The organism is Paenibacillus sp. VMFN-D1 (genome assembly GCF_003386155.1).
GTDB lineage: Bacteria > Bacillota > Bacilli > Paenibacillales > Paenibacillaceae > Paenibacillus_AQ > Paenibacillus_AQ favisporus.
In genome coordinates this window covers 466,549-479,757 of the sequence record NZ_QRDU01000001.1, presented here as the reverse complement: position 1 = coordinate 479,757, position 13,209 = coordinate 466,549, and the positions used below count along the sequence as shown (strand labels likewise).

Genomic DNA, 13,209 nt, shown 5'->3' with positions numbered 1-13,209 from the left:
AACAATCTGGTCATTATTTTTTTGATTGCAAAGGGAGCCCTATCATGTCCACCCAAGATTCAGTGCACATTTATACAGCAGGATTTTCATTTCATCATAAACCGTTCTACATGAGCGAGATGGACGGCGTTAAAAATTACCTCATGCGTCTGCAGACCGACGGAAGATGCCGCGCACTGGTAGACGGTGAGCTTGTTCCCGTCGAATCGGGCGATCTGTTGATTTATTCCCCTGACGAGCCGTACGAGCTGTTGATCGGCGAGGAGCCGAACGCTCAGGGCGAGCTTGCCGTAGAAAGCGGCGACTATCATATTTTCTTCGGCGGGGAATGGATCGACCAGTGGTGGGCCAAGCAGAAACGGCCGACGCGCATCCGCGTCCCGCTTAACGAGAGCCTGCTCAGCCTGTTCCGCCAGATCGTGCTGGAGCAGCGTAGAATGTCCAACCCATATCCCGAAATATCCGGATACTACATGCGGATTTTATGCCTCGAAACGGACCGCCTCCTTAGCGAGCATCCCTCCACGACCCCGAGAACGTACCTGGCTTACCGCATGAAGCATTTTATTGAAGAACACGCCTCGTTATCCTTCAAGCTGGAGGATGTCGCTTCACATGTCGGCATCAGCGTCTCGAGGGCGGTCCATCTGTTTAAGGAGGCCTTCGGGACGAGCATTATGCAATATACGCTGGACGTCCGGCTGGAAATGGCCCGCGAGCGGATCGTGTTTAGTCCGATGTCGCTCGAAGACATTGCGGAAACTTCGGGATTCGGCAGCTATACTTATTTCCACCGGGTATTCCGGTCCCGGTTCGGCAAGTCGCCCAAGGAATACCGCATGGAGAACAGGGAGCAGATCCAGACCGGGATCGGCGTCCGTTCGCCGAACTAGAACATCGGATAAGACAGGCTGAAGCCGGCGCGGATAAGCGCCGGTTTTTTTGTGCTGCCGGCTGCAGCATCCGCCCTTTTTTCCCTTTTTGTGTCAGGTGTCCGGGGGGCAGCTTTCACGATACAACCATACACTGGTATGACACTATGCTAAGGCGATGAGGAGGGAAACCAAACGCCATGAACAAAAAAAGGAGCCGCGAGCGATCCCGCCGCACCCAGATCCGTTTGCATCCCGTTACCGAGCAGCGCATCGCCAAAATGGTGGTCCGCGTGCTGAAGAAAAACGGCGGAGGAACACCGCAGGTGCCAGCTCCCCTTCCCGGCGCGGCCCCAAGTCTGCCAGGCCCCCCCGTTGCTGCCGAAACGGAAACCGTCCCTTCCGAACAACCGGCCGCGGCGCCAACCGTTCTCGCTGAATTAGACGAAGCACGCAAACCCCCGGGCCCGGTGGATACCAAACAAATGAAAGTTCTTGTGCGGTCGCTGCTCTCGGAAGATAGCCATTGGCATACCGAACAGTCCATTCTTGACGGGCTCAGGCTGGTCACACAGGCGGCCGCTCCCGTGAAGCACCTCTATAACCTGCCCGCAGGGCTGACTGCCATTCCGTTCGATCTCCTGCTGGTGCTCGGCAATCCCGATGCAAACTTTTTTGACGAATTGCGGGATCCGGTCCTGTCCGGCTCCCCAGTAAAAGCGGTCTGGCTGGCGGATGCCGCCGCGCCTGCCGAACAGCTGCCTTCGATTGCGGATGCATTCGACCTCGTATTCACGCAAAATATCAACCACATACCTCTATACCGCTATATGGGCTGCAGACAGATCGTATATTTGCCTTTTGCCGCAGATCCATCCGTGTATTTCCCCAAAACCGTGAACATCGCTTATCAATCCGACATTCTGTTCATCGGAAATGCGGATCCGCGTACCCGAGAGATGTTCGCCGGCATGAAGCCGCTGCTCGCGGACAAAAAAGTGTTTGCCATGGGCTTAGGATGGCGGCCCGAAGATGGCGTAACCTGCGTGCGGCCGCTGGCCGATATCCAGGAATATTATAACGGCGCCACCGTGATCATTTATGCGCAGCCGGAGCCCGGGCAGGTTTTGGCCATTGGTGCGTGCGGAGGCTTTCTGCTCGCGGAGAACGATCCCAATCTATACGAGTACATGCGGCCGGACGAAGATATCGTCATTTTCCGCTCCGCCGGCGACCTGCAGGAAAAACTCGGCTATTATTGGGACCGGCCTGAGCTCATGCGGTATGTGTCGACCAACGCTCTGTACGGCAGCAAATACCGCAATTCGTGCCTGCAAATGGTGCTGAAGCTGCTCCATCTCGCCGCCCGGCGCTAAAGACTGCATCCCATCCGGGCAGCCTGCAGGGATCAGAATTGAGCCGCTGCCGAAGTTGTATGGGAGGTAAATCAACTTGAAGCTTATCGCGTTTTTACTGCCGCAGTTTCACCCGATACCCGAAAACGATTTGTGGTGGGGGGAGGGTTTTACCGAGTGGACAAATACCCGAAAGGCCGTCCCCTTGTACCCGGGGCACAAGCAGCCCAATGAGCCCTTCGATCAGTATTTCTACGATTTGACCGACCCTGCCGCGCGGATGTGGCAGGCGGACACCGCCCAGTCCTACGGGATTTACGGCTTTTGTTATTACCACTACTGGTTCAAAGGAAAGCGGCTGCTCGAAAAGCCTTTTAACGAAGTGCTGCGGCTGGGAGAGCCCCGGATCCCGTTCTGCCTGTCCTGGGCCAACGAGCCGTGGACCCGGAGGTGGGACGGCGGTGATCATCACCTGCTGATGCCGCAGGATTACGGGGATGAACGTGACTGGGAAGAGCACTTTTATGCGCTGCTGGATGCCTTCCGGGATGAGAGATACATCCGTGTTCAAGAGAAACCGATGTTTATCATCTATCGGCCCGGGAACATCCCCCGCTGCGAGGAGATGATCCGGTTATGGAACGATTTGGCCCGGGGAAACGGGCTTGAAGGCATCTATTTTGTGCGCACGCTAGGGGGGTTCCCTCTTCCCAACCAAGCTGGCTTCGAAGCAAGCCTGGAGTTCGAACCGCACTATACGTTCGGTCACAGCCGTTCCCAGCAAATCTGGAGCTATGTCAATACGTACGACGGCGATCCGCACATCGTTGTGGATTATGATCATGTCTGGGAAAACATATTGAACCGTTCGCCTCATCGTGCCGGGGAGACGATTTTCCCGGGCGCTTTCGTCAACTGGGATAACACGCCGCGGCTCGGCGCCAACGGGCAAAGCAGCATGGGGGCTTCCCCGCGCAAGTTCGGCTGGTATCTGGCGAGACAGATCGAAAGGGCAAGCCGGCTGTACCGCAGCGAGTTTCTGTTTATCAACGCCTGGAACGAATGGGCGGAAGGAGCTTACCTTGAACCGGACCGGCATCACGGCTATCAATATTTAAAGGCGGTGAAAAGTGCGCTGGAAGCATCCGCGAGTTATACCGGCCGCAAATAAGGCTCCCTATGAGCAAAGAAGCCATGCCCCGGATATGGGGCATGGCTTCTGGGCTGCATTTACCATTCAATGCTGCAGTCAAAAGTGCTGGTGCTTATTTTTTGGCTCTCGCCGCGATCGTTTCGGATACGACAAACGCCAAGTCTTCGTTGCCGAACAGCGACAACACGCCAAGCACAGTATCGTCCGGAATCGGCCCGGCCTCCTCTTTAGGTACGGTCAGGTCCAGCACCCGCTGCAGCCGCTCGTTGTCACCCTGCTGCGGGTACGCCTGCCGGTACAGCTCCAGGGGGTCCAATCCGTGATTGACGCACCACTGGGCAAAAACCAGGATCATCATATCCTCATCCTGCCGGTAGCTTTCCACGATGCCTTCTTCCAGCGACTTCTGCCGTTCATCCATTGTCAGTCCCCCCCTTCTGCTGCTCCGCCAGTCTCGATGCCAGCTCATGGCTGCGCATGACCCGCTCGGCGCGAATAGTGCAGTCTTCCGGAGAAGCAAGATGTTCCAAAAAATGATCTACGGCCCCGCTGAAGCCGCGCCGATGCAGGATCGTATCCCAGCTTCCAAATTCGCGGGTCTCGGGCGGCCTTCCCTGCTCACACAGAACCGCACGCTCCAGATTAACGACTTCCGCCGACCGGCCGCTTCCGTGCAGCTCGAGCTTCTCCATATCCGCTCCGGCCTGCCTAATCATACTGTACCTTCCAGTGACGTTCCGGCCGAGGCCCAGATCGCCGGAGGTGTTCAGCAACCGGCCCTGTTCATCTTCGCTTAGATGGTGATGAAGCAGCTCGTAGTCACTTCCGCCCAGCCAGAGCAGCAGGTCCAGCATATGGATCAGATCGTCGTAAATCGTGTCGCTGCTGCTCCCCTTCTGCAGGGTGGTCCGGTGCTTGGCTGCAGCGGCCTGGACAAATCCGCCGGTCTCCTCGACCCATGCCTTTGCCCGCACATATAATGGAGCAAACCGACGGTTAAAGCCTACCGCGAGCAGCAGTCCTTTCTTTGAAGCCAGAGCGGCCAGTTCCCTGGACTTGGCGAGATCCGTCGTCAGCGGCTTGTCGACATAGACGGACACCCCGCGTTCCAAACAGGCTTTGACCACGTCATAATGGGTTTCTGTCGGGCTGTGGACAAAAACGGCGTCCAGGTTCCATGACAGCAGTTCTTCCAGATCGGTCGTCCCATGAGGAAAGCGGTAAGTCTGTGTCACGCGCTGCACCGTAGCTTCGGAGCGGCTCATCACCCCGGCAACCTCCACCTTCTCGTGGTGGGCCAGCAGAGGAAGATATACCTTGTGGGCGATGTCCCCGAGCCCTGTCAGCGCAACCTTTCGCTTATGGTTTATTACATTCATGCCTATGGTCCACCTTTCTCCAATCCAACGAACCTTCCGGACATGCCGGACAGATACCCATTATACCGCTTTTGGCCGGCAAATTTAAGCCGTTACATCGACTCTGCCGCCCGGTTTTCCTTCTGCTTTTTCTTTTTGGTCATCAGTCCCAAAGCAACGACGGCGGCGATGACCACCACTTCAAACCCGTATTTCAGGATCGGGCTCGCAAACCAGTCGTGAATCAGCGGCTCTTCCACCAGCATTTTGGATGCCGTCCAGGCGAGCACCGCCGCGCCGATCGTAATAATGACCGGGAAGCGTTCCGTCAGCTTCAGAATAATCGTGCTGCCCCATACCATAATCGGCACCGAAATCGCCAGTCCGATAATGACGAGCAGGAAGTCTCCATGGGCCGCTCCGGCTACCGCCAGCACGTTGTCGAGACCCATCATGGCATCGGCGATAATGATCGTGCGGATGGCCGCCCACATTTGGTTGCCTGCGGATATGTCATGCTTTTTTTCGTCAATCAGCAGCTTATACGCGATCCATACAAGCGCGATTCCCCCGACAAGCCGCAGTCCCGGAATCAGCAGCAGCTGCACGACGAGCAGCGTAGCGATAACCCGGATGACGACGGCACCGACGGTCCCCCAAATAATGACTTTTTTCTGGTCTTCTTTTTTGACGTTCCGTGCGGCGAGTCCGATTACAATGGCGTTATCGCCGGCAAGAACCAGGTCAATGATGACGATGGACATAAGCGCTGCCCAAAATGCCATAGTAAACAATTCCATACGATTTCCACCTTTCTGTTGTTTGAGATAGAATGAACTAAAGTTTTACCTATAACGTTCATTTCTTTAGTTCATTCTATATAGATAGAATGATTAGTCGCCGCACTAAAAAAGCGCCCCTTACCTTCATTAGGTAAAATGGCGCTTTTTGCCCACCAAAAAAGACCTTTACCTAATGAAAAATCAGGCAAAGGTCTCGCAAAACAACATAATCGTTGCCAATAAAGCCGGGGATACCGATCCCGTAATGACGACTTTATTGCATGAGCTACTCCCCTTTGGGAACTATTCACTTGTTGGAATCATTATAGCAAAACTCTAAGGCAATTACTATGATTTTTATTCATTAATTTTTGGTATGATGGAGATTATAGGCTAAGTGGAAAGGAAATCACGATGAAAAAATGGCTGCTGCCCCTCTTGTACATCCTTCTGCTCGTTTGGGCTTTCCTGTACCGGGACGCGATCATGGAGCAGCTGGGCGAAAGGCCGTCTTTCCTTCTGCTGGTCGGAATAGCCGCACTAGTCGCCCTGTTCCCTGTCGTTCCCTATAAGCTGGTCATCGCGGCGCTCGGCTACGCTTACGGTACCCTGTGGGCGGCGGTCGTCTCCTGGATCGGAACGATGCTGGCGGCCACGATTCTGTACGGACTTGTCCGCTACCTGTTTCGGGACCGGGGCAGGAGGTATCTGGAACGGATCAGGCCGCTGCAGACTTTCACCGCATTCATTGAAACGCATCCGTTTGTCAGTATCGCCGCCGCGCGGATTATTCCGATCGTTCCGCAGATGGCGGTCAATATATTCGCCGGGGCCGCGGCGCTTCCCTTCTGGAGCTACACCGCCGCTTCCGGGATCGGCAAAGTGCCGGGCATCCTGTTATATGCCTACCTGGGCGGCAATCTGTCTGCGCACCCGTGGATCTCCGCCGCTGTGGCCTCCGCCTATGTCCTCTTGCTCGGACTGATCGCGGTAATGTACCGCCGCCTCTCCCGCACGAGACCGAAATAACCGGGCGCCTTGGTTCCCTTGCGCGGATGGATTATAATGGAGTTGTACACCTTACTTACGATTTGAAAGAAACGGAGTGATATCATGAGCGACGTACAGCCAGTTGAACATAAAGCCACTTTTGCGGGTGGATGCTTTTGGTGCATGGTAACCCCGTTTGAGGAGCTGCCGGGCATCGTCAGCATCGTATCCGGGTATACCGGCGGCCATAAGCCGAACCCGACTTACGAGGAAGTATGCTCTGAAACGACGGGGCATGTGGAAGCGGTGCAGATTACGTTCAACCCGGACATTTTTCCTTATGAAAAGCTGCTCGAGCTGTTCTGGCAGCAGATCGATCCAACCGATGCGGGCGGGCAGTTCTACGATCGCGGCTCTTCCTACCAGACCGCTATTTTCTATCACAGCGAGGAGCAGCGCGAGAAGGCTGAAGCGTCCAAGCAGGCGCTCGAAAGAAGCGGCCGCTTTGACAAGCCGATCGTTACGCCGATTTTACCTGCCGGCCCGTTCTATGAAGCGGAAGAGTACCATCAGGACTACCACAAGAAAAACCCGGGACATTACAAACGGTACCGGAAAGGATCGGGCCGCGATGACTTCCTGGAGAAGCACTGGGCTCCCAAGATAAACAAGGAAGAGCTGAAACAGCGCCTGACGCCGCTTCAATACGAAGTCACCCAGAACAACGCCACGGAGCGCCCGTTCGAAAACGAGTTCTGGGATCATCACGGCGACGGCATTTACGTCGACATCGTATCCGGCGAGCCGCTGTTCAGCTCCACGGACAAATATGATTCCGGCTGCGGCTGGCCGAGCTTTACCCGGCCGATCCGCGATTACCACATTAAAGAGAAGCTGGACCTGAGCCATATGATGGTACGGACCGAAGTGCGCAGCAAAGGCTCGGATTCTCATCTGGGCCATGTATTTGACGATGGACCGGGGCCGAACGGCCTCCGCTACTGCATCAACTCCGCGGCGCTTCGCTTTATTCCGAAGGAAGACCTGGATAAGGAAGGATATTCCGAATATAAAGTGCTGTTTGAATAAACGGCACTGCCGTTCTATGCGAGACCAGCAAGCGATAGGCGCTGGGGTTCGTTCTTTATACGAAAAGAGGGTAAGGCTTGCAGCCTTACCCTCTTTTTGATGCGCCTTCCTTATTTCCGGCTGCATTAGGTCAGCCGGAGATAAGCCAGCCGATCCAGAACGCGCAGGGAACGAGCAGCAGCTGGGCCGCGATCGTCCCGGCACAGCGGGATACGAGCATCAGGCCGAGCACCTGGTTCATCCGTCCCAGACGCGACTCTCCCCGCAATGTCCGGTCCGACAGCAGGGCGATCCGCGGATCGACGAGCAGCGTCAGCAGAATCGTCGCCACCCCGTTGATCAGACCGGAGGAGGTCGATGCCGCCAACCGGGATTCCGGCCATAGATAGGCGGCATACAGCGCGGACAGCACGCCGACGGTATAAATGGCCGTGACGGCCATATTGATCGCCATCAGGCGTCTGGGCAGGCGGCCCCGAAACAGGCTGCGCAGCATCTGGAGATTCGGTAGCTTGACGTACGCCGCCCCGTTCTTCCATTTTCGCCCGGCAGTCAGCTGCTTTACCATTTGCGGGATGGAACCGGCGGCCTCCAAATGGACGACCAGCCGCGAGCAAATCCGCACCACGCTTGGAAACAGCAGCATAGCTGCGGCTGTACCGGCTGTGGCGGCGGCGATGATCCAATGCAGCCTCGACTCCAAATGAAAGGAGGCCGACGCCAGCGCCTTGTCCACCATACCGCCGACCATCGGCCCCTGCGCCATGTTGGAAGTCCTCGACACGATCACAAGCAGCCCCGACAAGGACAGGGCCAGCGTAATCCGCCGGCTGCGCAGCCCGCCGAGCCGGAGAGCATAGGAAAGGCTGTCCACGGTATGGATGATCCCCGTCAAGAGCAGTACCAGCAGCATCTGCATCATCACGATTCCTCACTCCTTTATTCTCAATCTTTTCCATTATAATGCATATCGGGCGGATGAACATCGTTTGATTCGCGCGGCGCCGGGTAATATAGGGGTAAACGAGAACTGGTTTGGAGGGATTGATAATGCCTTGGAATAAGCATGATTACCCTGTATCCATGAAAAACTTGGAGCCCCGGGTGCGGAATAAGGCGGTCGAAATCGCCAATGCGCTGCTCGAGGAAGGCTACGAGGAAGGGCGTGCCATTGCCATCGGCACCGCTCAGGCGGAAAAGTGGAATGAGGACCACCCTGCCGGTGAGGAAGGGCAATCGAAGCATGCATCCGGCCGTTCGGATGACGAGCATGACGAGCACGCCGGCAAAACCTCCCGGTCCCGCAGCGGCCGGGGCGGCGATGCCGACGTCCATGTCGTCACCCATGAGGACGGATGGGCGCTCAAGGTGGAAGGCAAAGACAAGCCCTTGTCGACTTTTGGATCGAAGAAGGAAGCCATGAACGAAGCGGAAGACTACGCCTCAAAACACGATGTCCATGCCATCGTTCACGGCAAAGACGGCAAAATCGAGAGCAATCGAAGTTATTCGTGATGCTGTTCATGCACGCAAGACGGCAAATTCGAGCGATTCGTGGCATGTCTTCGCGGGGAGGCTCCTTACAGTGCCCCCCGCCCTGCCATAAACAGCAAACCGCCTGATTCCCTCAGGAACCAGGCGGTTATCTATCAGTGGACACTCCGAACTTTGTGAACGGGTTTGGCTGCAGGCTGTTTCTGCCCCGCGGTCATCTTAGGTGCGACATCTCCCGCTGCCGGCGAGGTACGATGCGCACGAAACGAGACCGTATACGTAATCATTTTCCCTGCAATGCTCACGGCCAAAATCGTAAACAACGTTTCCTGCAAAGGCAGGTAGAACAAGGATACGAGCAGGACGGCCGCATCAAGCAGAATAAATACGGTGCCGACTTTAAGGCCGGTGAGACGGCTTAGCAGCAGAGACACGATATCGTCGCCGCCTGTCGCTCCTCCGAACCGCAGTACCAGTCCGGTCGCAAAGCCGGACAAGACGCCTGACAGCAGCGCTGCCAGCAGCAGGTTGCCGTGAAGATTGATGTCAAGCACAGAGTAGCGTTCCATCAGATCGTAAAAAACGGAAAACGAAACGGTCGCCACAAGCGTGTTCACAATAAATTTGCGTCCATTCAGCAGCAGCGCAACCAGGATCACCGGAATATCCAGGATCAGCACGGTCACTGCCGGGTCAAATCCGAATGCGTACTTGCCGAGCAGCGACAGGCCAACGAAGCCGCCCTCGGACAGATGATTCTGAAAATTAATGTGATAATACGTAAAAGCCAGCAAAAAAGTACCTAACATCATAATAGCGATTGGTCGAAGCGTTGAAATTACATGGTCTTTCTTCCTCATACAGGTTACCCCTCATCGTAGTTAGTTCGTCAGGGACGCGACTAACTTCCGCGGGAAGAAACCTGTAGGACCGAGTCCTTCGCATCTTAAGCTTCCTTCTTTCGCGAGAAGTTTGTCACAACCCAATATCCGGGCGCTTGTTCTCTACGATGGAAGCTAAGTGTAAGAGAGATCATAACGTTTCCAAATCGTCCTTTGGGGAATGTTCCTTCGGGGACACATGGTATCCTGATCCTTTCTTTTGTTTGATAACTTCTATACTTATTATACCACAGTTGCACTGCCTGCTAAACAGCTTGCTGAGGAGAATGCGTTAGAAACGTCTTTCGTCGTGCATTCCAAGAAGCCGGACCGCTTTTATATGATAGTTTTGGTTGCGATATAAGGAAACCAGTCTCCGAAACTTATAACTTTCTTATACCTAAAAAAGGGCTTCTATGCCGCAGGCGCTGTCATCCAGATTTCAGGAATGATACCGTGATACCGTGTCATATCCTATGCCCTTTTCCGTCGGATCATGTCTTCAGAACGTAAATTCAAGTTCACACAATGTCAATTTTTTATGTGACTGAAATCACAATAAAGGGTTATCGGCTTTTCTATACTTAACTTATGAAATCGTTAAATATTACGTTGAAAGAAGGAACCCTTTATGCTGAGCCAACAAACCATTGATACGATCAAATCGACCGTTCCGGTACTGGAGGTACACGGACAGTCCATTACATCCGTCTTTTATAACAATCTCTTCAAGGATCATCCAGAGCTTCTGAACATATTCAACCATGCCAACCAGCGCCAAGGACGGCAGTCGGCCGCCCTGGCGGGCGCCGTCTATGCTGCAGCCGCGCATATCGATCATCTGGAGGATATCATTCCAGCCGTCAAACAGATCGGGCAGAAGCACCGGGCGCTGCAAATCAAGCCGGAGCATTACCCGATCGTTGGGCAGTATTTGCTTGGGGCCATCAAGGAAGTTCTTGGCGATGCGGCCACGCCGGAAATTCTCGAAGCCTGGAAAGAGGGTTATGGCGTCATTGCAGACGCATTTATCAGCGTGGAAGCGGAAATGTACCGGGAAGCTGAAGCCGCACCAGGAGGCTGGTCCGGTTTCCGCCCATTTGTCGTGGAACGGAGAGTGAAGGAGAGCGAAGTGATCACTTCCTTCTATTTAAAACCGCAGGACGGTGAACCAATCGCCTCTTATTTGCCGGGACAATACATCACGGTGCGCGTGCAGCCTGAAGGCCAGCCGTATACGCAGATCCGCCACTACAGCTTGTCCGCTGCGCCGGGCGGTTCTTCCTACCGGATTTCGGTGCGTCGCGAAGATGCCGCGCCAGGTAAACCCGCAGGCGTCGTCTCCAACTATCTGCACGAGCACGCCCAAGAAGGCACCGTCCTTGAAATCAGTGCACCGGCAGGCACATTTACGCTGGATCAGACCCAAGACATTCCCGTCGTACTGATCAGCGGCGGGGTCGGCCTGACGCCAATGGTCAGCATGCTGGAGACGCTGCTGAAAGAACAGCCGGCCCGGAAAGTCACTTATGTTCACGCCGCGATTAACGGAAGCCATCACGCGATGAAGGAGCATATCGCCGAGCTTGAAGGCGCGCATCCGCAAATGTCCTCCTACCTTTGCTATGAGACACCGCTTGAGGGCGACAGCTGCCATAAAACCGGATATATCGACGCTGCATGGCTGCAGCAAATCGTCGATCCAAGCGCTGATTTTTACTTCTGCGGCCCGGTTCCGTTCATGCGCACCGTCTACAGCGCCCTTAAGGAGCTGGGAATCCCCGCAGAGCGGATCCATTACGAATTTTTCGGCCCGGCAGGCCAGCTCGACTAACGTATCGGCGGCGGGCCACGCTCGGTCAGCTTATCAGCTGGCGGAATAACCCGCCTATCGGACTCCGGTGTGAAGCCAATGCAACGCACGGATAGGTCAATGCAATGCTCTGAGTTAGCTAATGCGATGCGCTGATTTAGCCAATACGAATTCAAACCGGTCAAAACGATTTACTAAAATGCACAAAAGGGTTGCCCCCAGGTTCAGAGAACCTGAATGGGGCAGCCCCTTTGTTTGTTTACCGGACCGTTCGCGTATGGCGGATGGCTGGATGGCGTTATGTTAATGCCCCCGGAGCAGCCGGTTGATCGTTTCCCTGCGTACACCGATCAGCTGGCCGATCTCCTCCTGGGTCAGCAGCTCGGTAAAGTGGATACCGTGGGCATAGCTGTCCAGCCAATCGGTCAGCAGCGCCAGCCTCTCGGCCGGAGTCCCGACGGTTAGATGGTCGATCCGCTGCTGCATAAAACGTACCTTTTCCTGCAGCAAAAGGGCGATTTCAAGCGCCTTCTCCGGGTGCTCACGGAGCTCGCGGTACCACTCCTCTGCCGGAATTTTCTCGACTTCGCTGCGCATCAGGGCCGTTGCCGTACCGTGGATATCCTTCGGGGTGATCAACGAATGGTGAGGCACCGTTTCCCCCGGATAAAGCACGTTAAACAGAACGCTGTTCCCGTTTTTATGGAGCCTTGTAACCTTGAACAAGCCGCTCTTGATATGGTATAAAAACTCCCCGCTGTCCCCCTGTCTGAATAATATTTCTCCTTTGTTCAAAAACATGATTCTTCCTCCAACCTAAGTTCCGCGATTCCAAGTTTCTTTTGTTCAATGCCGCTTCTCTTTATTATACCAAATCCACCCGTCCGGACCGAAACGCTGCGTGCTTCCATAAATTCGTTATTGCCTTCCCGAATACTTTTGCCTTAACATGAGTATAATTAGAACGTATGTTCCTATACTGTTAGTAAGGAAGTGCCATGCCTCATGAAAGCATCCCTCTCCCCTCCGGCCCCCTCGGAAGAAGACGGCCGTCTGGTCAAAGCCTACCTGCTGCACGTGGTTTTGCTTGATGCGCTGGAGCAGGACGTTCGCCTGATCGGCACTGTCCCGCTGAAGATGGCACAGCTGTATATCCGCGCCCTGTCGTCCATCCAGGATCAGATTATGGCGAGCCTCACGTCGATCCGCCGCGAGATGAAGGCCCGAGGCATTCGGGTCTACGAGGAAACCCGGACCGCCAAGGGCATTGAGGCGTCGTACCTGTGCCGCGGATACCAGCGGCGGTTCGCCATGCTCTGGACGTACGTGCAGGCGGAATCGGGCCTCGTGCTCAGCCGTTATCTCGGCATCCGGCTGCCGGATGCCTGAAGCAAAGCCCCCGTCAAGCGGGGCCTTTTATAT

Annotated in this window: 14 protein-coding genes; 8 read left to right on the top strand and 6 right to left on the bottom strand. The window is 55.0% G+C overall.

Annotated features, from left to right (window positions below):
* Positions 1-44 precede the first annotated feature (44 nt).
* The 3 genes from C7820_RS02230 (at position 45) to C7820_RS02220 (ending at position 3,398) form a co-directional block, all read left to right on the top strand.
* A complete protein-coding gene (locus tag C7820_RS02230; protein WP_116229617.1) occupies positions 45-893 on the top strand; it encodes an AraC family transcriptional regulator in 849 nt (282 codons plus the stop codon).
* Positions 894-1,072: 179 nt separating this feature from the next.
* The gene (locus tag C7820_RS02225; protein WP_116229616.1) at positions 1,073-2,248 is read left to right on the top strand and encodes a glycosyltransferase family protein; all 1,176 of its coding nucleotides are present in this window, start codon (positions 1,073-1,075) and stop codon (positions 2,246-2,248) included.
* A 76-nt stretch (positions 2,249-2,324) separates the two neighbouring features.
* Complete coding sequence (locus tag C7820_RS02220) at positions 2,325-3,398, top strand: glycosyltransferase WbsX family protein (RefSeq protein ID WP_116229615.1); 1,074 nt, start codon at positions 2,325-2,327, stop codon at positions 3,396-3,398.
* A 94-nt stretch (positions 3,399-3,492) separates the two neighbouring features.
* Here C7820_RS02220 and C7820_RS02215 read toward each other — a convergent pair whose 3' ends face one another.
* The 3 genes from C7820_RS02215 to C7820_RS02205 form a co-directional block, all read right to left on the bottom strand.
* Positions 3,493-3,801 (bottom strand): hypothetical protein, encoded by a 309-nt coding sequence (locus C7820_RS02215; RefSeq protein WP_076169969.1) that lies wholly within the window; start codon positions 3,799-3,801, stop codon positions 3,493-3,495.
* On the bottom strand, positions 3,794-4,759 hold the full coding sequence (locus C7820_RS02210) for a Gfo/Idh/MocA family protein (RefSeq protein ID WP_116229614.1): 966 nt from the start codon (positions 4,757-4,759) through the stop codon (positions 3,794-3,796). The genes C7820_RS02215 and C7820_RS02210 overlap by 8 nt, the downstream gene beginning before the upstream one ends.
* A gap of 92 nt (positions 4,760-4,851) precedes the next feature.
* Positions 4,852-5,538, bottom strand: a complete 687-nt coding sequence (locus tag C7820_RS02205; protein WP_076169968.1) for a TerC family protein — start codon at positions 5,536-5,538, stop codon at positions 4,852-4,854.
* A gap of 396 nt (positions 5,539-5,934) precedes the next feature.
* Here C7820_RS02205 and C7820_RS02200 point away from each other — a divergent pair, with 396 nt between their 5' ends.
* Complete coding sequence (locus C7820_RS02200) at positions 5,935-6,549, top strand: TVP38/TMEM64 family protein (protein ID WP_116229613.1); 615 nt, start codon at positions 5,935-5,937, stop codon at positions 6,547-6,549.
* A gap of 84 nt (positions 6,550-6,633) precedes the next feature.
* The gene (msrA, locus tag C7820_RS02195; protein ID WP_116229612.1) at positions 6,634-7,599 is read left to right on the top strand and encodes a peptide-methionine (S)-S-oxide reductase MsrA; all 966 of its coding nucleotides are present in this window, start codon (positions 6,634-6,636) and stop codon (positions 7,597-7,599) included.
* Between the two features lie 130 nt (positions 7,600-7,729).
* Here the strand turns inward: msrA and C7820_RS02190 are convergent, their stop codons facing one another.
* Positions 7,730-8,521 carry a lipid II flippase Amj family protein gene (locus C7820_RS02190; RefSeq protein WP_116229611.1) on the bottom strand — a complete coding sequence of 264 codons (792 nt, stop codon included), beginning with the start codon at positions 8,519-8,521 and terminating at the stop codon, positions 7,730-7,732.
* 128 nt (positions 8,522-8,649) lie between these two features.
* On the opposite strand from C7820_RS02190, the gene C7820_RS02185 reads away from it, so the two are divergent.
* Entirely contained in the window at positions 8,650-9,114 is a 465-nt protein-coding gene (locus tag C7820_RS02185) for a DUF2188 domain-containing protein (RefSeq protein WP_116229610.1), read from the top strand.
* Between the two features lie 134 nt (positions 9,115-9,248).
* Here the strand turns inward: C7820_RS02185 and C7820_RS02180 are convergent, their stop codons facing one another.
* Positions 9,249-9,953 carry a YitT family protein gene (locus tag C7820_RS02180; protein ID WP_116229609.1) on the bottom strand — a complete coding sequence of 235 codons (705 nt, stop codon included), beginning with the start codon at positions 9,951-9,953 and terminating at the stop codon, positions 9,249-9,251.
* Between the two features lie 652 nt (positions 9,954-10,605).
* Here C7820_RS02180 and hmpA point away from each other — a divergent pair.
* Positions 10,606-11,808 (top strand): NO-inducible flavohemoprotein, encoded by a 1,203-nt coding sequence (gene hmpA, locus C7820_RS02175; protein ID WP_116229608.1) that lies wholly within the window; start codon positions 10,606-10,608, stop codon positions 11,806-11,808.
* Positions 11,809-12,090: 282 nt separating this feature from the next.
* On the opposite strand, the gene C7820_RS02170 is transcribed toward hmpA, so the two are convergent.
* The gene (locus C7820_RS02170) at positions 12,091-12,588 is read right to left on the bottom strand and encodes a Crp/Fnr family transcriptional regulator (protein WP_105444605.1); all 498 of its coding nucleotides are present in this window, start codon (positions 12,586-12,588) and stop codon (positions 12,091-12,093) included.
* A gap of 204 nt (positions 12,589-12,792) precedes the next feature.
* On the opposite strand from C7820_RS02170, the gene C7820_RS02165 reads away from it, so the two are divergent.
* On the top strand, positions 12,793-13,176 hold the full coding sequence (locus C7820_RS02165; RefSeq protein WP_105444604.1) for a YhjD family protein: 384 nt from the start codon (positions 12,793-12,795) through the stop codon (positions 13,174-13,176).
* The last annotated feature ends 33 nt before the right edge of the window (positions 13,177-13,209 follow it).

Coding starts and splice junctions, on each gene's coding strand:
- C7820_RS02230 (WP_116229617.1), top strand. CDS start 45: ATGTCCACCCAAGATTCAGTGCACATTTATACAGCAGGATTTTCATTT.
- C7820_RS02225 (WP_116229616.1), top strand. CDS start 1,073: ATGAACAAAAAAAGGAGCCGCGAGCGATCCCGCCGCACCCAGATCCGT.
- C7820_RS02215 (WP_076169969.1), bottom strand. CDS start 3,801: ATGGATGAACGGCAGAAGTCGCTGGAAGAAGGCATCGTGGAAAGCTAC.
- C7820_RS02210 (WP_116229614.1), bottom strand. CDS start 4,759: ATGAATGTAATAAACCATAAGCGAAAGGTTGCGCTGACAGGGCTCGGG.
- C7820_RS02205 (WP_076169968.1), bottom strand. CDS start 5,538: ATGGAATTGTTTACTATGGCATTTTGGGCAGCGCTTATGTCCATCGTC.
- C7820_RS02200 (WP_116229613.1), top strand. CDS start 5,935: ATGAAAAAATGGCTGCTGCCCCTCTTGTACATCCTTCTGCTCGTTTGG.
- msrA (WP_116229612.1), top strand. CDS start 6,634: ATGAGCGACGTACAGCCAGTTGAACATAAAGCCACTTTTGCGGGTGGA.
- C7820_RS02190 (WP_116229611.1), bottom strand. CDS start 8,521: ATGATGCAGATGCTGCTGGTACTGCTCTTGACGGGGATCATCCATACC.
- C7820_RS02185 (WP_116229610.1), top strand. CDS start 8,650: ATGCCTTGGAATAAGCATGATTACCCTGTATCCATGAAAAACTTGGAG.
- C7820_RS02180 (WP_116229609.1), bottom strand. CDS start 9,953: ATGAGGAAGAAAGACCATGTAATTTCAACGCTTCGACCAATCGCTATT.
- hmpA (WP_116229608.1), top strand. CDS start 10,606: ATGCTGAGCCAACAAACCATTGATACGATCAAATCGACCGTTCCGGTA.
- C7820_RS02170 (WP_105444605.1), bottom strand. CDS start 12,588: ATGTTTTTGAACAAAGGAGAAATATTATTCAGACAGGGGGACAGCGGG.
- C7820_RS02165 (WP_105444604.1), top strand. CDS start 12,793: ATGAAAGCATCCCTCTCCCCTCCGGCCCCCTCGGAAGAAGACGGCCGT.